This window comes from Roseobacter sp. MED193 (assembly GCF_000152965.1).
GTDB lineage: Bacteria > Pseudomonadota > Alphaproteobacteria > Rhodobacterales > Rhodobacteraceae > Pseudophaeobacter.
In genome coordinates this window covers 78,389-100,704 of the sequence record NZ_AANB01000013.1, presented here as the reverse complement: position 1 = coordinate 100,704, position 22,316 = coordinate 78,389, and the positions used below count along the sequence as shown (strand labels likewise).

Sequence of the window (22,316 nt, the reverse complement as noted above, 5' to 3'; positions counted from 1 at the left end):
ACCGTCTGCGGCGAAAGCACGGTTTGAAATTTGTGGCTCGGCGGGGCTTTAAATGACCGATTTTGCGACTTTGGCTGCAACGCAGCGACGTGCGTACCGCACCCGCGAAGCGATGCTGCGTCAGCAACATGCCCAAGCATCAATGTCGGGAAAGTCCGCCCTCCGGACCTTACCACAGACAGCAGCGAACGGCTGGTATTTGAGTAACTTAGCACGCTCAAATTTCCGCAGTTTGATAGTGCCGCTGTCTTTGTCAGCGCTAGTAGTTCACCTGTTCGAAGCCGTAGTTGCCCTCATAGTCACGCCAATCGACGAAGACAGATCGGTGATAGATACCCGGGCAATTCTGGCCCCAACGTTCAAGTCCCACATGCGCCTCGGGCAGGGCAGTTATGGAAGATCGCTGCCATGAGAAATCGCCTTGGGTCCCATAGGTGCCGAGAACCACGGTCGCGCTTCGGTTGCAGTCACCATCGCGCCCGGACTCGTGCTGTCGTGCATACCGTACATCGAAGACGCGGATGGAACGCACGAAATTGAACTCAGGTCCGCTGATATCGATGTCTGCGCGGTCCTGAACGCGCCGGAGTGCCTCGTCGGTGGGCACGAGATCGTCGACTGGCAAGGATTGGAGCGGTCGACGGTTGTCCGCCTGGTACAAGGCTTCAAAGATGCGGCCAGCGTTGTTTGATGGCCGATCGTTCTCATAGGAGGCGCCCATGGGACAGCGCCAGATTTGCAGCGGCGGTTCCACTGGCCAGGGCGTGATCCGCCTGATGAATTCGGCGCGAGCCCGGGCGCACGGGACGGATGCAGGCCAGCCGCCAGACAGGCACAAGAGGATCGCGCAGTCAATCGGGTATGTCTGCGCGCGGGCGGGTGCCGGCAGCGTAAAACCTGTCACAGTCAAAGCGACAGCGACCGAGGGGAGAAGCTTCTTGATTAGATGGTGCATGCTGCGAAACCTCCGGGAGAGGAGTTCAGCATACATACGATAATATACTATCGCAATACTAAGTATAACTACGCATAATGAAGTTTATGTTAATTATGAAAGTGCTCCTTCAAAAATCCGAGAGTCCATCTTATGTTAAATCTTTAATAAAATCGGCGCTGTTTGAATAGGCAACAAATTTAGAATCAAGTATTCTTCGCACCCACGCCATGGATGATTAGTTCCAGCATTTCATCTGCAATACTCTCTGGGTTAAGCGGCCCTTTCGGATTATACCAGATCGGCATCTGGTTGAAGGCCGAAAAAAGCACATGTGCGAGGCGCTTTGAGTCGCAATCGCGGATAGAACCGTCTTTGATCCCTTCTGCGATAATACTTTCAAGAAAATTCTGACCGTCTATCATTGTCTGACGCAAATTCTTCTGATTTTCTCCGGTCAGATTGCGCCGCGCTTCGCGCATCAAGGCAGAGCCGAATTCGCTCACAACCATGTTCGCATAGACTCTAAAGAATACGCGGATACGATCAAGCCCGTTACCCTGAACTTCCTTTGCCGATGTGAAGCATAGCTCGACCCGCTCCAGCGAGATGCGGGCGCATTGCATCAGGATATCTTCTTTGTTTTTGGCGTAATAATAAAGCGCGGGCTTGGTGACTGCGAGTGCCGCTGCGATGTCATCCATCGATGTCTGTTTGTATCCGACTGTTGAAAACGAATGCGCGGCCAGATTGAGCATGGCCCGCCGTTTCAGCTTTTGCTGGCCTTTGGCATCTTTGGTTTTTTTGTGCCAATGGATTCTAGTCAAAGCTACTCTTTCAAAACCAACGGGCGGAACCGAAGCACCGCCCGCATTTATCACTGACAGATTAGTAGTCGAGCCCGCGGGCCGCAATAGTCCATTTACCGTCTTCGACTTTTGCCATAATCAGACTTTCGATGCCCTGATGGTCTTCCGGGCCAAAGCTGACCGACTGGCCGCCGATCGGATCAACATAGCTAGTGATCGCTTCGGTTGCGGCCAGAAATCCTTCGGTCGTCAGATCGCGACCAGCAGCTTCGAGCGCCACGGCAATCAGGTCGATGAAAACGTAACCAAGCTGCGCTTGTGGGGCCATCTTTTCACCGTAAATTTCGCTGTAACTCTCCAGGATACGTTTTGCTTCCCCTTCGGAGTCTCCTGCGTTCGCAAAAACAAAAGGCGATACCAGATATAGACCATCCATCGCGCCATCAGCGGCAGTCGCAACTGCATCCATATAGGACACCATTCCAGTCACGAAAGTCGGTTCAAAACCAAGCTTTTTAGATGTTGCAACAACTAGAATTGTATCGCGCACCCCACCCGCCAGAAACACGATATCGCAACCGGCGTTTTTCAATGTGGTTACAGACGAGAGCATATCGGATTCGGTTGCCGAATGCTCCGTTTTGGCCGCGACTTTCATGTCATACTCTGCCAATTGCTGCGTGACGCCAAGCGCCATTGATTCACCAGCTTCATTTGCGAGTTGCGCAATGCAGGGTGTTGAGAAATCACCATTTTCCTTGAAGTATGCAACGCCCGCGCGAAACTGGTCTGTATAGCTGCGAAAAAATGCGTATTTCATCGGATCCAATGGTTCATACATCTCGACCTCGGCCGACATCGGGAACATGTTGGGAATTCCCGCTTCAATTTGTTGCGGCATGATCGCTAGGTTCATCGGTGTGCCAAGCGCGCCAACCATCGCAAAAATCTGGTCGCGGCGCATCAGTTTGTTTGCAACCTGAATCGCGCGGGGCACCTGATATTGCGTGTCCTCGATTATAATCTCAAGCTGGCGACCGTGAATGCCGCCCGCCGCATTGATCTCGTCCACGCGCATGCGCAGGCCATTCGCCTCGGGCACACCCCAGACTGCCAACGGCCCGCTTAGGTCCGTATAGGTGCCAAGCGTGATCATGTCGTCGGTCACGCCCTGCAGCCCCTCGGCCATCGCGCCGGTGGCTGTCATTGCGGTAAACGCAAGTGCTGTTGCTAGTTTCTTCATTGGTCTCTCCCTTTGGTGTTTCAATACATCGTTTCGATCAGGTCTTTGTATTTGCGCTCGATCTCGTTGCGCTTAAGCTTCATCGTCGGAGTCAGCTCGTCGTCTTCGGCTGTCAAAAGTACGTCGATCAGCCGGAATTTCTTTACCTGCTCGACCGGCGCGAAACCGCTGTTCGCCTGTTCCACCTCGCCTTCGATCAAGTCCTGGATTTGGGTGTTTGCGCACAGGGATTTGTAGTTGGAAAACGGGATACGCTTTTCCTGCGCGTATTTTTCAACGTTTTCGTGGTCGATCATGATCAGCACGCTCAGGTATTTGCGCTTGTCCCCGATGATCACCGCATCAGAAATATAGGGCGAGAATTTGAGCTCGTTTTCCAACTGCGAAGGCGTAATGTTCTTGCCGCCTGCGGTGATGATGATGTCCTTCTTGCGGTCCAGAATAGTTAGGTCACCATTGGCATCCATCGTCCCAACATCACCCGTATAGACCCAGCCATCGACCACGGTTTCCGCCGTCTTTTCAGGCTGGTTCAGATAACCCGAAAAATTGCTGGATGAGCGAATGAGGATTTCACCGTCATCGGCCAGTTTCGCTTCGACATTGCGCATTGCCCGGCCGATGGAACCGATCGGTGATCTGCCCGGTATGGTTGCAGTCACAATGCCGGTTTCGGTCTGGCCATATGCCTCTTGTACTGTCACCCCAAGGGCATTGAACCAGCTGAGCAGTCGGGCTGAAATCGGTGCCGCACCCGATACGATCGTATGCGCGCGCGCCAGTCCCAGTTCGACCCTGATATTTCGAAGCACCAGAAAGTCCAGCACCTTATGCCTAAGCCTAAGCATCGTCGGCACAGATTTTCCCGCAGCAATCAATGCCTCCCTGCGTCCAGCCGTTTTCAGGGCTTGGTCATAGGCAAACCGGCCAAATGCGGTGGCATCATTCATCACAAAATTGATACGGGAATAGAATTTTTCCCACACGCGCGGCACCGCAAAGATGAATGTTGGCGCGACTTCCTGAATGTCAGCGGCAAATGTATCGCCGCTTTCCGCGATGTTGATGGTTATGCCGTGACGGATCGGCACGCAGACAGACAGGATCCGTTCGGCCGCGTGACACAGCGGCAGGAACGTCAAAACTTCATCGCCCGGTCCGAGCGGCAATTCGGGGTAATTATCCGATTGCGCTAGAAAGAAGCGGTGCGACATCGCGGCACCTTTGGGAGCACCGGTTGTGCCGGACGTATAGATCAGCGTTGCGATATCTTCGGGATCGCCCGCATCAACGCGGCGCTCAAATTCAACGCTCAGTTCTTCGATTTTAGCGTCCGACAGTGCGAGAAATTCTTCCCAGCCTATGACTTTGTCATGCTGGAAACTGCGCAACCCTTCCATATCAAATACGATAACTTTTTCGAGATGATCAAGCTGGTCCTCCACACCCAGATACTTATCTAGCTGCTCTTCATCCTCAACGAATAGCACCTTCGCTCCGCTATCGTTCAACTGATAGGCAACTTGCTTTTCCTGCAAAGTAGGATATAGCCCGTGAGTCGTGGCCCCGATGCACTGGATGCCAAGGTCGGCAAACACCCACTCCTTGTTGTCTTCACTAATGATCGCGGCCACGTCACCTTCACGGTAGCCCAACGCCATAAGTGAACACCCGACCCTGCGCGCGGATGCGTAATAGTCCAGCCAGCTGAATTCTTTCCAGATGCCGAAATCCTTTTCGCGGATTGCGATTTTGTTGCCGAACTTCTTGCAGTTCTGCCGGAACAGTTTGGAGAACGTGTCACAGCCGTCAATCTGGACCGGCGGCGGCGTCCATCCTGCGGTGGATTGGTCTTGCATTGTGTTCATCGCCACGTCTTTCTTGCTTTCCAGCGGCGGTCGCCGCGCGCACTTTCTGCTTTGATGCCAAGGTAGAATTCGCGAATGTCAGCACTTTTCATGAGAACGTCGCGTTCACCTTCCATAACGATCCGGCCGGTTTCAAGGACGTACCCGAAATCGGCGGCCGGCAGCGCAACACTGGCGTTCTGTTCAACCAGCAACATGGTCACGCCTTCTTCGACGTTGATCCGTTTGATGATCTGGAAAATCTCGGAAATCAGGAGCGGTGACAGGCCCAGCGACGGCTCGTCCAGCAACATCACGCGCGGACGCTGCATAAACGCGCGACCCAAAGCCAACATCTGTTGTTGCCCGCCAGATAGATAGATCGCCTGCTTTTCCAGAAAGGTGCGCAGCACGGGAAACCAGCCCAGCACCTTTTCCAAGTCACGCGCCACTTCATCGCGATCCTTGCGGCAATAGGCACCCATCATCAGGTTGTCCTTGACCGACAAGAGGGAAAACACTTCGCGCCCTTCGGGTGAATGGGCGATGCCGACGCGCGCGATGACATCTGGGTCAAGCGCGGTGATATCGCGCCCTTCAAATTCCACCTGCCCCTTGAACGGATCAAGCGCGCCGGAGATGGTTTTCAAAATCGTCGTTTTGCCCGCCCCATTGGAGCCCATGACCGTAACGACCGACCCTTCCTTGACCGTCAGGCTGATGCCGCGAATGGCCATCACCCTGCCATACATCGTTTCGACGTTGCTGGCGCGCAGTACCTCGGTCATGCTGCCTGCCCTCCCAGATATGCCGCCTGAACATCGGGATCGCTTTGAACTTCGGATGCGCTGCCGCTTGCAAGAAACCGGCCTTCGTTGATGGCCAGCACCATGTCCGAAACTTTGTTCACCAGTTTCATGTCGTGTTCGATCATAACAACGGTGACACCCAGGACCTCGCGGATATCTTCAATCACAAAAGCAGTATCGTCGGTTTCCTCGCTGGTCAGTCCGCTTGACGGTTCGTCCAGCAACAGGATCTTTGGCTCCGACACCAACGCGCGGGCCATTTCGGTCTTTTTGCGCACGCCATACGGCAAATCCGCAACCCGTGCATGACGGTAGCCTTCGAGATCAAGAAACTCGATTATTTCTTCGGCTTTGCGGCGGTGGGCCAGTTCCTGACGCATCTGCGAACGGGTAAAAAACAGCTCACTCAGAGGCCCGAATTTGCCGTGACGGATGCGCCCGATCAGCAAGTTATCAAGCAATGACGCATGTTCGAACAGTTCGATATTCTGGAACGTCCGCGCAATGCCGTGGTTGATTACCTCATGGGATTTCGCTTTTCGCAGGCTTTTGCCGTTGAACCGGATGTCGCCTTGCGACGGATCGTAAATCCGGCAGATGAGGTTGAACACCGTGCTTTTGCCCGCGCCATTGGGGCCAATGATGGTGAACACCGACCCCGGTTCAACTGAAAAGCTCAAGCCATCCACCGCTTTCAAACCACCAAAGGAAAGCGATACGTTATCTATCTCCAACCCGTTCATCTTAAACGCTCCGTTTTGAGGAATGTCTTCTGACGCTGGAAACTGCGCTTCTTGTACATCGGGAACACGTTGAAATAGTGATGGATCTTGGTCCAGCGTCCATAAAGTCCGTCAGGTTCGAACAGGATGAACCCCAGCAGGATCAGACCGAATGCAAGACTATCGAAACCGCCGGACGTGGCGACTGCACTGGGCAGCACGATCTTGACCCAGCTCAACACGGTTGGCAGCAGCACGATAAAGAACGCCCCAAAAACCGCGCCGTGGATGGTTCCGATCCCGCCGACGACGATCATCAACAGCAGACGGATGGATTCCCCCATTCCGAAGGTTTCCGGCGTGATGTAGAAGAAGGCGTGCGCCAGCAGCCCGCCCGCGAGGCCCGCAAAAACTGCCGAGATGAAGAACGCATATGCCTTGAAGAAGGCCACATTGGTTCCCAACGCCCGCGCCGACACTTCGGAGTCGCGGATCGCAATCATGGCGCGACCCGACCTTGTGCGTGTCAGGTTGCGAACGATCAGGATACAACCCACGAAGATGACAAAATTCAGCAGATAAACTTTCCAGCTTTCGTCGATGGCCAGCCCGAGAATATTGATTTCCGGCACCGAAAGGCCACGATGACCGCCTGTGAAATCGCCCGCACCACCGATGAGCCGTTCGGTCACAATCGCAATCGAAAGCGTGGCAATCGCCAGATACAGCCCGTGCATCTTTCCGCAGATCCGTCCGACGGCCAACCCGACCAGCCCAGCCACCAACGCCGCTATCGGCAGCGACAAAAGCCACGGCACGCTGTAACGGGTCAGCAGGATCGTGTGAGTGTAGGCACCGATTGCGACAAACGCCGCCTGTCCGAAACTCACCTGCCCGGAAAATCCGGTCAGCACCATTAGCCCGAGACCCGCGATAGCATAGATGAATACGAATGAGAGTTCATCCAGAAAATAGCCGTCCAGAAACAGCGGCGCGGCCAGTGCGATCGCGGCAAACAGCAGATACCAGAATGCCTGTCCACGGTCGCGGAAAAGCTGGATGTCCTGAACATAGGATTTGCGAAAAATTACGCGCATGGCTTAGACCTTCTTTGCATAAATTTGGGCCAGCAGGCCTTGCGGACGGATCAACAGCACAAGGAACATGATCAAGTAGGCACCAATTCCTTTGAGGGTCGGGAACATGATATCGAAAAACGGTTCCGTCACACCGATCAGCAAGCAACCGATCACCGCACCGGGGATGGAGCCGAAACCACCGACAATTGCCCCTGCAAATGCCTTGAACCCGATAAAACCCATCTGCGTCGAAACCAACGTCATTGGCCCCAGGAGCAGTCCGGCAATCCCGCCAAAGATCGCGGACATTGCCCAGATCGAGGATGTCAGCCGTTTCACAGGAATACCCATGTAGAACGCTGCTAACTGGTTCAGGGACAACGCCTGCATGGCGACACCCTGCCGAGCGTAACGGAAAAACAGGTACAGCGCGCTGGCGACAACCGCGGTGACAACAATCGACAACACGCTGGCCCAAGAAATGATCACTGGGCCCAGTGTAAGATTGCCATCAACCGGAGCAGGCAACGAATAGTTGCCAAACCCCCAAATTATCCCTGCAACCGCCCTGAGCGCGATACCCAATGCCAGCGTCAGGATAAAGACAGTGAACACCGGCTGGCCCGTCAGGCGCCGCACCACAAGCGCTTCGACGCCGTAGCCGAATGCGCCCATGAAGACCAATGTCAACATCGCACCCAGCCAGTAGGGCATCCCCATCAGCACGATGAACTGATACCCGACAAATGCCCCCAGCATCATGAATTCGCCTTGGGCAAAATTCACCTGCTCAGTCGCCTTATACACAAGCACCAGACCAATCGCGATCAGGCTATAAAGGCACCCTTGTGACAGGCCGACCACAAAAAGCTGCATCGCATCGGCAAAAGACAAGGCAGTCATGCGTTGTTCCCCCAGTGTTCAAGGATTTCATCAAGGCTGATTTCTCCCGCATCTCCGGTCGTCGGTGTGTCGGGTTGTGTTCGCGAGAATCGCGGTGCGGGCGTCGGCATCTCGATGCCACCTACTGTGACAAAGCTGCCCCGGGCGCGATTATGCGCATGATCCGATGCGTCAGCCAGAGAAACCACAGGTGCGAAACACGCGTCGCTGCCTTCCAGAATATCGCACCATTCCTGTTGGGTCGCAGTCAGGAAAATCTCCGTAAGCGCGTCCATCATACTGGCCTGCGCGGTGGGTGCGTATTGATCGGCAAAGCGCGGATCGTCTGTGAGGCCCAGAAGTGCCAGAAGTTCGGCAAAAAATTGCGGTTCGAGACATCCAACGGACACATATTTGCCATCGCCCGTTTCGTAACAACGATACCACGCAACGCCGCCGTTGATAAAATCGCCAGACCGTTTATCAGACCAAGCGCCACATGCGACCAACCCGTGCTGCATGGTCATCAGCAGGTTAACCCCGTCCGTCATGGCCGTATCGACCACCTGCCCCTGCCCCGTGGCGCGCGCATGAGTCAGGGCTGCAAGGATACCAACGTTCAGCATCATCGCGCCGCCGCCCTGATCCGCGATCAGGTTCATCGGTGCAGGTGGCGGGCGGTCCGCATCGCCCAAACCCCAAACCGCACCGGTTATGGCGGCATAATTCATGTCGTGGCCCGCTGCATGTGCCAGCGGCCCTTCCTGTCCCCATCCGGTCAATCGGCCATAGACCAAGGCCGGATTGCGCGCCTGCACCTGTTCCGGACCAAATCCCAGCTTTTCCATTTTGCCCGGCCTGAACCCTTCGATCAGCACCTCGGCACGTTCGATCAACTGCCAGAGCCGGTCGACATCTCTGGCCTTTGTCAGGTCAAGTGTCAGGCTGCGGCGCGAGCGGTTGAACAGATTGTATTTCGCATCAATCGGCAACGGAAATTTCTGACCGGGCCGCGCGATGCGCACCACTTCAGCGCCCAGATCAGCCAGATGCATCGCAGCAAACGGCGCAGGGCCAAGACCTGCCATTTCAACAATGCGTACACCTTTGAGGGGACCTGAGCGTTGCAGCATCGCCCTATCTCGCCTGCAGGCGCGTGGCAGCATCAAGCCGCACGGTTTCGCCGTTCATATATGAATTCTCGATCAGAAAGGCGCAGCAATGAGCGAATTCTTCCATCCGGCCGACACGCTTGGGCGCTTCGACAGAGGCTTCGAGGTTTGCGATCACGTTGTCGGGCAGCGACATGACCATCGGCGTGCCGAACAGGCCGGGTGCAATCGCGTTGACGCGAATGCCCTTGGCACCCAGTTCGCGCGCGGCAGGCAGGTTAAGGCCCATCACCCCCGCCTTTGACGACGAATAAGCCGGCTGGCCGATTTGCCCTTCCATCGCAGCACCAGAGGAGACGTTGACAACAACACCGCGCTCTTCGCCGTTTTCGGGTTCATTCAACAACATCCGCTGAACAGCTTTGCTCATTACGTTGAATGTGCCGACAAGATTGATATCAACCGTGCGGCGGAATGTGTCGAGCGACGCGGCCTTGCCGTCACGGTCGATCACTTTCATCGGGCTGACGACCCCGGCGCAGTTGATGCACCCATGCAGCGCACCGAATTTTGAAACCACGGCGTCAACTGCCGCGTCCACGCCTTCATCGTCGGTCACATCGACGTTGCAGAACATTGCGTTTGAAGCACCCAGTTCCTTGACCAGCGCATCGCCAGCGCCCTGCGACATATCGAAAATACCAATCTTGGCACCGCGTGCTCGCAGATATTTCGCCGTCGCCGCGCCAAGACCCGATGCCCCGCCGGTGACGATGATTGTCTTGCCTTCGATTTCCATGACCGCTCCTATTTGAATGCCTGCACGCCGGTAAGCGTCCGTGCGATCAGCAATTTTTGTATTTCTGTAGTCCCGTCCGGGATCGGCCCGATAATGGCCTCGCGCGCCAGCCGTTCGACGATAAAATCGGTGGTGACACCATTGCCACCGTGGATCTGCACTGCTTGGCGCGTTGCGTTCACTGCGATTTCCGTGCCGTACCATTTGGCCATGGCACATTCCTTGTCGCAGCGTTCGCCGCGGTCGATCATGCCAGCGGCACGGAGGGTCAAAAGCCGCGCAGCATCAATCTCTGTGGCCATTACGGCGATCTTGTCTGCGATGAGCTGGTGACCCGCTATCTGCTTGCCGTGCTGGTTGCGTTCCTGCGCATATCTGATCGACTCTTCCAACGCGCGCCGTGCCAGGGAGATTCCCCACATGGCCATGTGAACGCGCGCCCGTTCAAACACCACAAGCGTTTGCTGCAAGCCGCGGCCGACCTCGCCTATCGTGTTTGCAATCGGCACACGCACGTCATCAAGAAAGATCTGTGCCGTGGATTGTGCGTTCAGACCCATTTTTTTGATGTCGCGGGTTTCATAGCCATGCTCTTTGCGATCCACTAGAATATGGGTCAGGCCCTCATCGGTGGCGCAGGTGCATATCAGGAAATCCGAAAAGCGACCATTGGTGATCCAGGTCTTTTCGCCATTGATCACCCAGTCATCGCCGTCCCGCCGCGCTCGGGTTTTGACAGCGGCCACATCGGACCCGACATTTGGTTCCGATATGCCCATCGACGCGGTAATTTCACCGGCAAGCAACGGACCGATATATTTTTTGCGAATCTCATCAGACCCGAGCTTCAGCAGAATCTCACCTGCCACCACGTTGATCAGAATGGGCAGCGCGATATCTATTGCCGTAACACCAACCTCTTCGAACAGCATCAGGTGGGTGGTCCAATCCAGCCCCATACCGCCCGCTTCTTCGGGATGCGGGGCCGATGTCAGACCGAACTCGGCAAGTCGCGTCATGAAACCCTGAATGACTTCTTTTTCGAACGGCGCATCCTTAACCTTCAGGTATTCCGGTTCGATCTGGTCATCCAGAAACCGGCGCAAGGAATCGCAAGCCATTATCTGCTCTTCGGTTTTGAACATCTTTCGCTCCTAGCGCCCGAGAATAAGGATGGAGGCCACGGCCTCTTCGATACCGATCAAACCGCCGCCATTTTCCGCGATGGCGATCCGCGCACCTTCGACCTGTCTAGGTCCACATTCACCGCGCAGTTGCGATACCAGTTCGTAAACCTGGCCCAACCCAGTCGCGCCAATCGGGTGGCCTTTGCATTCCAGCCCGCCCGACGGGTTCACCGGCACCCGCCCGCCGATGGAGGTGTCACCGCGCTCGGATGCAGCACCCCCTTCGCCAAATGGGAACAGCCCAAGGTTTTCGATCTGGATCAACTCACCCACCGCTGTTGCGTCATGCACTTCGGCAACTGATACGTCTTGGGGACCGATACCGGCGATTTCATATGCCCGCCGTGCCGCAATCGCGGTCAGGTGGTTCTCATAATCCTCCGGCGCGCGGTTTGATCCGGTCTGGATCACGCTGGCGCGCACTTCGATGGCACGATCCCGGCTGATCCCGAACTTTTTCAATCCGGCCTCGGTCATCAGAACCGCAGCGGCACCGCCATCGCTCATCGGGGCGCACATTGGCAGGGTCAAAGGATAAGTGATCGGTGGTGCGCTTAATATTTCGTCAACGGTATAAGGCGCGCGGAATTGCGCCTTTTCATTTTCAACCGAATGCATGTGGTTCTTTGCTGCAATCGCAGCAATCTGTTTTTGGGTCGTGCCGAACGTGCGCATATGCGCCAGCCCGAACGCTCCGTAAATCGCCATAAAGACTGAAAACGGCTTGTCCGAAGTGGTGTCATTCGGCACGTCGATGCCTTTGCCCAGCGCCATCAGTTTTTCGGTATTTTCCTCAACGGTGGACACATCCCACGCGCCATCGAAAAAGCTGAACATCTTAGCTTTGTCACCTGTCCACATTTTTTCGGCCCCAACGGCCAAAGCCACGTCACCCTCGCCTGCTTTGAGAAATTGAGCCGCAAGGTTCAACGCGGTTGACCCGCTGGCACATGCATTTTCGACGTTTACCATCGGGATGCCCTCAAATCCCATCTCGCGCAGGGTGATCTGGCCCGGGATCATCAACTGCGCCTCAAGATGTCGCTGTGTTGTGTTCGCGTAGTAGGCAGCCTGAATGTCATCCTTGCCAATGCCGGCGTCCGCCATCGCGCCATCGACAGCCTCGCAGGTCAGCGACTTTACCGTTGCCCCGTCGAGGCGTCCCATTTTGGTCATCGCGACCCCGGCAATGTAAATTTTTGTCATTTCAATCTCCGCTCATGTGCCGGTGAAAACCGGCTTTCGTTTTTCACCGAATGCGGCAAGTCCTTCGGCCGCATCGTTGGATTTCAGATGTTCGCGCAGCACGGCAAGTTCCTGTTTCAGCGCCTCCACCTGCGTCATTTCGATGGATGCATTGGCTACCCGCTTCATCTGCGACAGGACCAGCGGGCTTTTGGTCGCCAGCAACTGGCTGAACTCGTGCAGCCGCGCTTCAAGCGCGTCATCACCAACCACTTCCTGCACCAGCCCCATGCGCATCAATTCGCGCGCTGGTAGACTTTGGCCCGAAAACAAGAGGTATTTCGCGTTTGCGAGTCCGATCCGGCACGGCAAGACAGCAGCGCCGCCTGCGCCAGGGAACACACCAAAATTCGAATGAGCATCGCCAATTCTGGCGCTCTCGCCCGCAATCAGCACATCGCAACACATCGCGAGTTCCAGCCCGCCCGCAACGGTAATGCCATTCAGCCCGCCGATCACCGGTTTCGGCAAATCACGCAGCGCTTGAAACGTCGCGCCGATAGCGTCAAGAAAATCACCCTTTTGCGTATCGGCATCATCCAGACCAGCGAGGACTTCCTTCAGATTGGCACCGGCGCAAAACGCACGCCCCGCAGCCGTCAGCACAATTGCGCGCACCTGTTTTGCCACAGCGATCTCTCTTATCGCGGCGCGCAGTTCCCCAATGAGGTCGACAGAAAGTGCATTAAGACTGTTGGCCCTGTTCAACGTCAGCCACGCAACCGGACCACGGTATTCGACCAGTACATTCGCTTGAGTCATGCGTGCGTCTTTCTATTTACTTACCAGTAAGTAATCAAAAATATATAATCAAATCAAGAACTAATTTACGTTAGGTTACATAGGCTTGTAGGTTGTCGGTTTCTCCCGTCCGATTTGATCGGAGAATCAGCAATCCGGCGACATCAAGATAGTGCGTTCCCCGATGATGCGCGCGACATGAAAAAATGCCTCGCCGCGCGACACCTTGTGTTCAGGACGAACTTTTTGTGCCCAGATCCAGCGAGCCAGTCTGCATCATGCCGCCACAGACATATCCACCATCAACGACCAGTGTTTCACCGTTCACATATCGCGCATCAGGCGAGCCCAGATAGGCAACTGCCGCCGCGATATCCGCAGGGTCGGCCATGTAACCCGCCGGAATCATCGGCAACAGGCGCGCAACCGTTTCTTCGGTATAGGTGCTTTCGGTGAGCGGAGTTGTAATGGCGCCCGGTGCAATCGCGTTTGCCGTGACGCCATGCGCCGCAACTTCAAGCGCAATCTGGCGTGTCAGCCCCACCAAGGCCGCCTTGGACGTGCCGTAAGCCGTGCGCCCGACCCCTGCGCGGATGCCGCTGACCGACGTGATATTGATGATCCTGCCATATCGCTGACGAACCATTTCACGCGCAGCAAGTTGCGCGCACAACATGCTGCCTGTCAGGTTGATAGCCATAACGCGGTTCCAGTCTTCCAAAGGAAAATCGAGGAACGGATTAATCCCGACGATACCCGCATTGTTCACCAGCACATCCACGCATTTGTCCCAGCGTTCCGTCTCGTCAAATGCCGCATTCACCGATGCCGGATCCGACACATCAAGCTTTTGCCCAAGCGCTGTACCACCTGCCGCTTCGATCTGCTTGACCGTATCGGCTATGCCTGTTTCGGCAATATCAGTGACAACAACCCTCGCGCCCAACTCCGCCAGCCGCAAAGCAATCCCCTGTCCGATGCCAGAACCTGCACCGGTGACAAGTGCCACGCCGAAATCGTCACGATCTCTCATTGGTGGTTTTGTCATGCTGTAATCCTTTCATAAAGTGTAACAACCGCCGCACCGCCCAGCCCAACGTTATGCTGGAGGGCAAGCCGCGCATTATCGACCTGCCGGTTCTCTGCCTTTCCACGCAGTTGGTTGGTCAACTCAAAACACTGTGCCAGCCCCGTAGCACCCAGTGGATGCCCCTTTGACAGCAGACCACCAGACGGGTTCGTGACGTATTTCCCGCCAAAGGTGTTGTCGCCATCATCGACCAACTTTTCGCCATCACCTTCGGCACATAGCCCCAGGGCCTCGTAGGAAATCAATTCGTTCTGCGCGAAACAGTCATGCAATTCGATCACGTCGATATCGTCAGGACCCACGCCCGCCTTTTCATAGACCATGCGCGCGGCATCACGGCTCAGCCTGGCGCCAACCACTTCGATCATGTCGCCGGTTTCAGGGTCCAGCAGTTTATCCGTTGTCATTGCCTGCGCGCGGATTTGTACAGTTGTATCAAGGCCCATTTTTTCAGCGAACCCTTTGGACACCACAAGCGCCGCCGCAGCGCCGCAGGTGGGCGGACAAGCCATTGGCCGTGTCATTACACCGGGCCAGATCACCTGCGCACCCATTACATCCTGCGTGGTCATCTCCTTGCGGAAAACCGAGAGTGGGTTGTTCGCGGCATGGCGGCTAGCCTTGGCCCGAATTTTGGCGAATGTCTCCATCTTCGTACCAAATCGTTCCATATGCGCCTTGCCCGCACCGCCGAAATACCGAAGCGTCATCGGCAGATCGACGTCCCCTATCAGCCGGTCCGTGGCGGCATCAAATTCCGCCAGCGGTGACGGGCGATCGGGAAAGACAACACCCAACGCACCGGGGGCCATCTGTTCAAAACCCACCGCCAGCACACATTCTGCCACACCGCTTTCGACAGCCTGCCGTGCGAGGAAAAGCGCTGTTGAACCGCTCGAACAATTGTTGTTCACGTTGATAATCGGGATGCCCGTCATGCCCACGCGGTAAATCACACGCTGCCCGCTTGTGCTGTCGCCGTAAACATAGCTGGCATAGGCCTGTTGCACGTCTTCGAACGCGATACCGGCGTCATCCAGTGCAAGACGGATCGCCACCTCGCCCATCTCGTCGTAAGGTGCCGATGCGCCCGGTTTTGCAAAAGGGATCATGCCGACACCGGCAATAATGGCAGTCATTTTGGGTCTCCTTTTTTATGGTTTTTCGAATTGTGTATCGGGGTCGGTCAGCATCTGGCGCAACTCTGTCTTAAGTATTTTGCCGTAGCTGCTTTTGGGCAGTTCGAGAACAAAGCAATAGGCCTTGGGTCGCTTGAACCGCGCTATGTTATCCAGACAAAAACGGTCCAGCGCCTGTGCGGTCACGCCCGGCTCTGCCACGACAAACGCGATGACTTCCTCGCCCCATTCGGCCTCCTCGCGGCCAACAACATTAGTTTCGACCACGCCGGAATGACGCAGCAGCACCTCTTCGACCTCGCGCGGATAAATATTTGACCCGCCAGAAATGATCACGTCCTTGGACCGGTCCTTGAGCGTCAGGAAACCGTGGGCGTCCACGCTGCCAATGTCGCCGGTATGGAGCCAGCCGTCCCGCAAGGCTGACGCCGTTGCCGTTTCATTGCCCCAGTATCCCGCCATCACCACATCGCCACTGACGATCACTTCGTGTCGCGTTGCCCTTAAATCTGAGACACGACGCGTTCGGGGATATTTTTTGCCCTTAATTATGAGATTCCACTGCCATCGCGCCTATGCTTTTCGCGCGCTGCCGGGCGATGTAATCGACCGCGGCAAGCAGACGTGGCTCCTTATCGAAGGCGCGCAATAGAGCAACCCTTGCATAGTCGTCGATGCCGGAGCTTGAGATGGCCGCTTTGACCAGTGGACGGGATTGGGCTGCATCAATTGCAGCAAGGCAAAACAGCCTTACTTCCAGCCTGTGGCCCTGAAGAGCGTGTAACGGATCTCCGCGGAAGGCCTTTAATGATATGGCAAAGGTGACCGCGCGCATTGCGCGCCGAAGTTGCTTGGAGCTGCGTAATCGCGCGGCGTATTCAAGCCGCGCGGCGCCGTTGCGCGCACGATTTATCAGCTTTTCGGGCATCTGTTCGCCACTGGCCTTGCCGAGCGTCGGCACAAGTCTCGTCCCACAAACCTGGCAGTCGAATGCCCAGGCTCGCCTCCAATGCTTGAGCGAAAGGCCCTCTCTGGAGCATTGCAGGCAATGCTGGAATGGTATCTGGGCCGTCAGCGAGGCTTCTCGTGTCGCCATTGCTGGGAAGGTCAAAGATCGCACAACATCTGGGTCAATCCGTGCGGCGTTGGCAATCTTCGCCGCCGCTGCCGCGTCGATGTTGAAGTCCAAGGACGTGCCATGAGTTGTATCGATTTCGATATGGGCCAGCAGTTCCGCATCATCACAGTAGTTGGCCGCCGCCAGCCGAGACAACCAACCTGACAACAACTCGTCTGGCAGCGGCGCGACAGTCTTGGGCAGCGGGTGCGGCTTCACACCCCGGACTTCTCGAGCCGCCGATGGGGGTTCGCATGGCGCGACCAAACCGGCGTCCATTTTACGATTGCGTCATCGGTGATGCATTCATCACCTGTTACAATGGCGTCGATGGAAAGATCCTTGATCAGGGCGAAAATGCGCGAGGTCACCCCACCGGTCAGTGCAAGTATCTGCTTGAGTGACTTGACCTTCAGGTTGGACTTCTTTTCCAGTGGCATGGCAGCAATAAGGGTCTGGATCATGTCCGAGAACTCGGCATCATCGCGCCAGTTTGGCAGGTGATGTTCGTCCAGCCGTCGGGCAAGCTGGATATCACCACGGATGGCATCGACGGCCTCGCTTACCCCAAGACAGACCAGTGACACCTCGAGCTCATTGCTGAGATAACGAAGAACATTGAGAAAGCGGCGCTGTTCGCGGTGGGTCCCGGCCAAGAGGTTGTGGACCTCGTCGATCATGATCATCCGCAGGCCAAGGTCGCGCAAAAGCGCAACAACACGGACTTCGAGGGAGGCCACATTTTGAGCGCGCGCGCTCAGTGCCGTGGCCGGTGCCCCGACGGTCGCCAGGATGTGCAGATAGAACCGCCGTTCGTCGGGAGCTGGTGGTGCTTGTAACAGCAACAGCGGCGTTCGCGTAATTCCCGAAGTTGGGTCAAATTCCGGTGCGTATCTGCGCGACAAGTTACGGGCGATCATCGTCTTGCCGATCCCGGACGCGCCATGCACAAGAAGGCCAGGCATACGGGTTTGCCTTGGCGCTTCGATCATACCCTGCAAACGGTCCAGAACTTGTTCGGCCCGCGGAAAGCCAATCCAGATATCCGATTGAATGAGGGCGATCCGACCGTCTTCCTCTGTTGTCCCTGCCCTCAATTCACCATCTCTCCACTTTGAACAATGGGCGCGATGTATCACCCGTGTCGATCGGGCGCAGCCTTTCGGTTTTCGAGACAGCCGAGTTGGTGCCCTCCAATGTCCCTTTTCTTTCACGGGATCGGCGTTCGGCCTTCGTTAGGCCCCGACTTTCAAACTCGATCTGGCGTTGCTGTCGGATCAGCTCAGCCAGGACCAGCTCATTGGACCCGGATTTGCCAAGGGCACGGGCCTTCCTCATGGCTTCGCGATATTCCCAGAGCGGCACGGGCGGAATTTCCAAGTTTCTGTAACGCGCCTCAACATATCGGCCATCGTCCAATTCGACCCAGATCATTGAGATATCGCGAGGGTCGTAGCGAACGACCACCTTCCCATCGCCGCGCCCAATGTGGCCTGCAAGAGCATCCGACCAGTACCGTATCTGGAACAGATGGATGCCGTCACGCCTGACCTTACGCAGTTCGCTTGGCAGGAAGCTCACCCGAAAGGCTTCCATCTCGAAGGGGATGTCTCCCATCATTTCCGCTGAGAGCGCCTCCCATTTGGCGACGGGCGTACAGCCAAGACTTGAATGAATGCTGTTGTTGTAGCGGCAGATTTCCAGAGCAAACCAGCGATCGAAGTCGCTTAAGGTCATCGTGGCCATGCCCTCGGCGTCATAGTCGCCCTTGGCCACGACCGAGGATTGCGTTGTTCCAGGCAACAGGTGCACGGCCCCCATCATCGTGCCGATCAATCGTTCGATGTGCCCTCCGAAATGAGGACTGCCTGGCGGCCGATAGACCAGATCGATCCCCCATTCCGCACATGCCAACCGAAAGGCATGCGACCGGAAATCGCGCCCGTTATCGACGTGGATGCTATGCGGTTTACCCTGCGCGGGCCAAGGAACATTGCACGCCAATGCCGCCAGAAGTTCCGCCTTGGGGGCCACCGCCTGTGTCAGGCAAAGCGCCACTGACAGACGCGAAGGTGCCTCGAGAGAGGTGTAATATCCGGTCACCATCCGCGTTGCGACGTCGATCGCCAGCGTGACCCAAGGCCGCCCAATTGGTTGGCGTTCAAAACTGTCGACGAGGATGATGTCTGCAGGCGTATGGTCGATTTGCACGACCTCCAGTGGCTGGTTTGCCTTGTTTTCGCCTACGACTGTCGCAAATTTCTGGCGGGCCGCCTTTGCGCCTTCGCGTGCCTTGGCAATTTCGCGGGCGTCCATTGCATCCAGCCTGCGCTGAACCGTCCGACGCGTCGGCGGTTGCAAGCCCTGCTGCCAGCACGCGCTGCGGATTTCTGTCACGACGCGCGACAGGCTTGGACGTTCCCGCCGTAAGAAATAACGGCGAAGATGTTCTTCGATCACCGCTTCCACCTCGCCGGATATCAAGGTTGTACCAGTCGGGCGGCCCCGTTTCCGAGAAGCCAGCGCGCTGGTGCGTCCACCCTCTTCGGCCAGACGCTTTATCCAGCGCCAGACCGTAGCCCTGCTGACACCAAGCTCCCAAACGGCGTCATTGATGCCACTTTCCAGACTGCCAGTTCCTTTGAGATATGCCTGAACAAGCGGACGCAGAACGGCCGCCCTGCGCACCTCTTCAGCACCAAGGGCAACTGACTCTTCGTCATCATTTTCCATCGACATTTGCCGCAAAAACCTGTGAACCCTGTCTCAGGTTTAAGGGCAAAAATATCGGAATTAAAGACAAAATCTCATATTTAAGGGCAAAGGGTGGCCGTTGATTTCGTTGGATTTCTCATCTCACAATTAAGGGCTACGCGACAGCGGGCGGTTTGTCCTTGTCGCATTCTGATTTCAGGGCCCGGCAGACCACCGTTGAAGCCCAACATCGACACGTCGTACCCAGCAAGGCGCGCCTTTATCGATTGGGGTGCGAGGATCAACTCGGGTGTCGCTGCTGGCAAGTGAGTGCCAGCCAGTGCAACGGTCATCCCGCCAAGGAAAGACCTCCGGCTCAAAGACAATTCCGTCACCTCATGAATGATGGACTGGCTTTCGCCAACTGCTGTGCTTGTGCCATTTCCGGTGGAGGAACTTCAAGGCGACAGAGCACCCCTCACGCCGTTGTCACTTTGGGATACAGAAAGACGCGAGCGCCGATTTCAACGCGATCGTACAGATCCTTCACATGCTCATTCGTCAATCGCGCGCATCCATTCGACACGGCCGACCCAATTGTCTCCGGGGCGTTCGTTCCGTGAATGCGAAGATAGGTATCGCGTCCGTCATCATCATGGAGATAGAGCGCGCGGGCCCCAAGCGGGTTGTTTGGCCCGCCTTTCAGCCCATCCTTGTACTTCGCGTACTTATGTGGCTCGCGCCGGATCATAGCGTTCGTCGGTCGCCACCATGGCCATTTGGCCTTGCGATCCACGGTGAACTCTCCGGGTTCGTACAAACCTTTGCGCCCTACTCCGACCCCGTAGCGGATCGCCATCCCGTCCTCGAGCATGAAATAGAGGAAAAAATCGTCAGGAACGACGTGGATGTCCCCGTTCATCCAGTCATCACGACGGGTGTTTATCAATTGCGGTTCGAACCGTTCGGGCAATTTGACTTTGTGGGCCCAGGCAGTTGTCGGCAGGAAGCAACCCAACGCTCCGGCACAAATCAATTCTCGTCTCGTGAAATTCTGCATGGCGCGATCTCCTCGGACCCATGAAAATTCAGTGCGCGCCAGGGGCAAAGAAAAGAAGCCGTGAACCGGGGCAAACGACGCGCCTTTGTTGCCTTGAAACCACGAAAATTCGCGCTTTTGGAACTCTCCAGCGCTGGAATGTTCTTCTTTTACAAAGAACTGCAAGGAGGTGACTGGAAATGCACTACTCACGATTCTTTATGATGATCGGAACATCGACCGTGGTCATGTTCGTTCTGATGTACCTGAACACCTATCTTTGGGGCCATATCTTCTTTTCGGAGACACGCCTTTACATGGCCATCCTGATGGGGGCGACCATGGCCGTGATCATGTTGGCGTGCATGTTGTCCATGTATCAGAACACCAAGGTCAACATCGCGATCTTCGTAGGCGCCATTCTTGTCTTTGCGGCAAGCCTCTGGCCGGTACGCGGGCAATTCACGGTGCAGGACAGGTCCTACATGCGCGCCATGATCCCGCACCATTCGATCGCCATCATGACGTCGACTCGTGCCGAGATCACCGACCCGCGCGTCCGGGGGCTGGCAGACGACATCATCTATGCGCAGGACAAGGAAATCGCCGAAATGCGCTACCTAATTGCTGATATTGAAGCAAACGGCGAGGCATCGGCCACGCCGACCGAACCGCCGCCACAGGTCGTGAATGCGCAACAGGCGCTTCAAACGGAGGTCGTGTCGAAAGTCGATCCCGAGTTTCTGACGGAAGACGAAATCGCTGCGGTGTTCCCGAATGGCGGAAATTGCCGCTTTGCTTACACCTCGGACAGTCCGGCTGTACTGGTGACTGGTGAAACCGGCGAAGGGTTTGCCGCCGCAATGAAGATCAGCGGTGATCTGGTGCGCCTGAATGCGCAGGGCGAAAATGCATTTTCTGAAGGCCCGCTGTCGGCCCGCATCGCAGAGACAGATGGTGACCTGACCGATCTAATCGTCAGCGCGGGAACCGACTACGAAGCCGGGTTCCGTGGTCAATTTACGTGCAGCGGATAAGGAGGAAAGGACATGCCCCGCGACACAGACAGCAAATCCGCGCAACTTTATCGCATGGTCATGCCGGGCCATGTCTGCCCCTACGGTCTGAAATCGAAAGACCTGCTGGAGCGGCAAGGCTTCGAGGTGGAAGACCATCCGCTTGAGACCCGTGAAGACACCGATGCTTTCATGGAGAAGCACGGTGTCGAGACGACGCCGCAGACCTTCATCGGCGGAGAACGGATCGGCGGCTACGATGATCTCAGGGTGTTCTTCGACATCGACCCACCCGAGGAAGAGCAAAGCGACACGACCTACCAGCCGGTCATTGCGATCTTTTCCGTCGCCGCGCTGTTGGCACTGGGCCTGTCGTGGCACCAGTACGGGTCGGTTCTCACCTTGCGCGGGTTCGAATGGTTCATTTCGCTGTCCATGACCATTCTCGCGATCCAGAAATTGCAGGATGTCGAAGGGTTCTCGACGATGTTCCTCAATTACGACCTGCTGGCGCGCAAATGGGTGCGATACGGCAAGGTCTACCCGTTCGGCGAAGCGTTGGCAGGTATCCTGATGACTGCCGGCGCGCTGCTGTGGCTCTCGGCGCCTGTCGCCTTGTTTATCGGCACGGTTGGTGCTGTCAGCGTTTTCAAGGCTGTTTATATCGACAAGAGAGAGCTGAAATGCGCCTGCGTCGGCGGTGACAGTTCCGTCCGGCTGGGGTTCATTTCGCTGACGGAAAACCTGATGATGATCTTCATGGGTATCTGGATGCCGGTCCGCGCAATCTGGTTCTGAATCGCGCCGAACCG

Annotated in this window: 21 protein-coding genes and 1 pseudogene; 2 read left to right on the top strand and 20 right to left on the bottom strand. The window is 56.2% G+C overall.

Translation table 11 applies throughout. From position 1 onward, the window contains the following. Window positions 1–259 precede the first annotated feature (259 nt). The 20 genes and pseudogenes from MED193_RS02425 to MED193_RS02325 all read right to left on the bottom strand — a co-directional run bounded on the left by MED193_RS02425 (window position 260) and on the right by MED193_RS02325 (window position 20,674). Window positions 260–955: a hypothetical protein gene (locus MED193_RS02425; RefSeq protein WP_009808043.1), complete on the bottom strand. Its 696-nt coding sequence runs from the start codon at window positions 953–955 to the stop codon at window positions 260–262. Between the two features lie 185 nt (window positions 956–1,140). Continuing rightward, window positions 1,141–1,761 carry a TetR/AcrR family transcriptional regulator gene (locus tag MED193_RS02415; protein WP_074647008.1) on the bottom strand — a complete coding sequence of 207 codons (621 nt, stop codon included), beginning with the start codon at window positions 1,759–1,761 and terminating at the stop codon, window positions 1,141–1,143. A gap of 61 nt (window positions 1,762–1,822) precedes the next feature. Beyond that, entirely contained in the window at window positions 1,823–2,986 is a 1,164-nt protein-coding gene (locus tag MED193_RS02410) for an ABC transporter substrate-binding protein (RefSeq protein ID WP_039965744.1), read from the bottom strand. Between the two features lie 20 nt (window positions 2,987–3,006). Beyond that, the gene (locus tag MED193_RS02405) at window positions 3,007–4,854 is read right to left on the bottom strand and encodes a long-chain fatty acid--CoA ligase (RefSeq protein WP_009808039.1); all 1,848 of its coding nucleotides are present in this window, start codon (window positions 4,852–4,854) and stop codon (window positions 3,007–3,009) included. Further along, window positions 4,851–5,621: an ABC transporter ATP-binding protein gene (locus tag MED193_RS02400; RefSeq protein WP_009808038.1), complete on the bottom strand. Its 771-nt coding sequence runs from the start codon at window positions 5,619–5,621 to the stop codon at window positions 4,851–4,853. The genes MED193_RS02405 and MED193_RS02400 overlap by 4 nt, the downstream gene beginning before the upstream one ends. Next, window positions 5,618–6,385, bottom strand: a complete 768-nt coding sequence (locus MED193_RS02395) for an ABC transporter ATP-binding protein (RefSeq protein ID WP_009808037.1) — start codon at window positions 6,383–6,385, stop codon at window positions 5,618–5,620. The genes MED193_RS02400 and MED193_RS02395 overlap by 4 nt, the downstream gene beginning before the upstream one ends. Next, a complete protein-coding gene (locus tag MED193_RS02390; protein WP_009808036.1) occupies window positions 6,382–7,461 on the bottom strand; it encodes a branched-chain amino acid ABC transporter permease in 1,080 nt (359 codons plus the stop codon). The genes MED193_RS02395 and MED193_RS02390 overlap by 4 nt, the downstream gene beginning before the upstream one ends. A gap of 3 nt (window positions 7,462–7,464) precedes the next feature. After that, window positions 7,465–8,346: a branched-chain amino acid ABC transporter permease gene (locus MED193_RS02385; RefSeq protein WP_009808035.1), complete on the bottom strand. Its 882-nt coding sequence runs from the start codon at window positions 8,344–8,346 to the stop codon at window positions 7,465–7,467. Then, window positions 8,343–9,458: a CaiB/BaiF CoA-transferase family protein gene (locus tag MED193_RS02380; protein ID WP_009808034.1), complete on the bottom strand. Its 1,116-nt coding sequence runs from the start codon at window positions 9,456–9,458 to the stop codon at window positions 8,343–8,345. The genes MED193_RS02385 and MED193_RS02380 overlap by 4 nt, the downstream gene beginning before the upstream one ends. A gap of 4 nt (window positions 9,459–9,462) precedes the next feature. Next, window positions 9,463–10,236 (bottom strand): SDR family NAD(P)-dependent oxidoreductase, encoded by a 774-nt coding sequence (locus MED193_RS02375; RefSeq protein ID WP_009808033.1) that lies wholly within the window; start codon window positions 10,234–10,236, stop codon window positions 9,463–9,465. 8 nt (window positions 10,237–10,244) lie between these two features. Continuing rightward, window positions 10,245–11,381: an acyl-CoA dehydrogenase family protein gene (locus tag MED193_RS02370; RefSeq protein WP_009808032.1), complete on the bottom strand. Its 1,137-nt coding sequence runs from the start codon at window positions 11,379–11,381 to the stop codon at window positions 10,245–10,247. 9 nt (window positions 11,382–11,390) lie between these two features. Next, the gene (locus tag MED193_RS02365) at window positions 11,391–12,629 is read right to left on the bottom strand and encodes a thiolase family protein (protein ID WP_009808031.1); all 1,239 of its coding nucleotides are present in this window, start codon (window positions 12,627–12,629) and stop codon (window positions 11,391–11,393) included. A 12-nt stretch (window positions 12,630–12,641) separates the two neighbouring features. Beyond that, window positions 12,642–13,430: an enoyl-CoA hydratase/isomerase family protein gene (locus tag MED193_RS02360; RefSeq protein WP_009808030.1), complete on the bottom strand. Its 789-nt coding sequence runs from the start codon at window positions 13,428–13,430 to the stop codon at window positions 12,642–12,644. A 211-nt stretch (window positions 13,431–13,641) separates the two neighbouring features. Beyond that, the gene (locus tag MED193_RS02355; protein ID WP_229678646.1) at window positions 13,642–14,457 is read right to left on the bottom strand and encodes an SDR family NAD(P)-dependent oxidoreductase; all 816 of its coding nucleotides are present in this window, start codon (window positions 14,455–14,457) and stop codon (window positions 13,642–13,644) included. Then, window positions 14,454–15,638 (bottom strand): lipid-transfer protein, encoded by a 1,185-nt coding sequence (locus MED193_RS02350; RefSeq protein ID WP_009808028.1) that lies wholly within the window; start codon window positions 15,636–15,638, stop codon window positions 14,454–14,456. Before MED193_RS02350 ends, MED193_RS02355 begins: the two co-directional genes overlap by 4 nt. A 15-nt stretch (window positions 15,639–15,653) precedes the next feature. After that, window positions 15,654–16,127: pseudogene (locus tag MED193_RS02345) on the bottom strand (class I adenylate-forming enzyme family protein); the annotation flags it as partial. Window positions 16,128–16,182: 55 nt separating this feature from the next. Next, complete coding sequence (locus tag MED193_RS02340) at window positions 16,183–16,974, bottom strand: TniQ family protein (protein ID WP_009808026.1); 792 nt, start codon at window positions 16,972–16,974, stop codon at window positions 16,183–16,185. Then, the gene (locus tag MED193_RS02335; RefSeq protein WP_009808025.1) at window positions 16,971–17,852 is read right to left on the bottom strand and encodes a TniB family NTP-binding protein; all 882 of its coding nucleotides are present in this window, start codon (window positions 17,850–17,852) and stop codon (window positions 16,971–16,973) included. Before MED193_RS02335 ends, MED193_RS02340 begins: the two co-directional genes overlap by 4 nt. Window position 17,853: 1 nt before the next feature. After that, the gene (locus MED193_RS02330; RefSeq protein ID WP_009808024.1) at window positions 17,854–19,488 is read right to left on the bottom strand and encodes a Mu transposase C-terminal domain-containing protein; all 1,635 of its coding nucleotides are present in this window, start codon (window positions 19,486–19,488) and stop codon (window positions 17,854–17,856) included. A gap of 439 nt (window positions 19,489–19,927) precedes the next feature. Then, window positions 19,928–20,674 (bottom strand): L,D-transpeptidase, encoded by a 747-nt coding sequence (locus MED193_RS02325; RefSeq protein WP_009808023.1) that lies wholly within the window; start codon window positions 20,672–20,674, stop codon window positions 19,928–19,930. A gap of 14 nt (window positions 20,675–20,688) precedes the next feature. Between MED193_RS02325 and MED193_RS02320 the strand changes: the two genes are divergently transcribed. Both MED193_RS02320 and MED193_RS02315 read left to right on the top strand, forming a co-directional pair. Further along, entirely contained in the window at window positions 20,689–21,525 is an 837-nt protein-coding gene (locus MED193_RS02320) for a DUF305 domain-containing protein (RefSeq protein WP_027238582.1), read from the top strand. 12 nt (window positions 21,526–21,537) lie between these two features. Further along, on the top strand, window positions 21,538–22,302 hold the full coding sequence (locus MED193_RS02315) for a MauE/DoxX family redox-associated membrane protein (RefSeq protein ID WP_009808021.1): 765 nt from the start codon (window positions 21,538–21,540) through the stop codon (window positions 22,300–22,302). Window positions 22,303–22,316 lie beyond the last annotated feature (14 nt).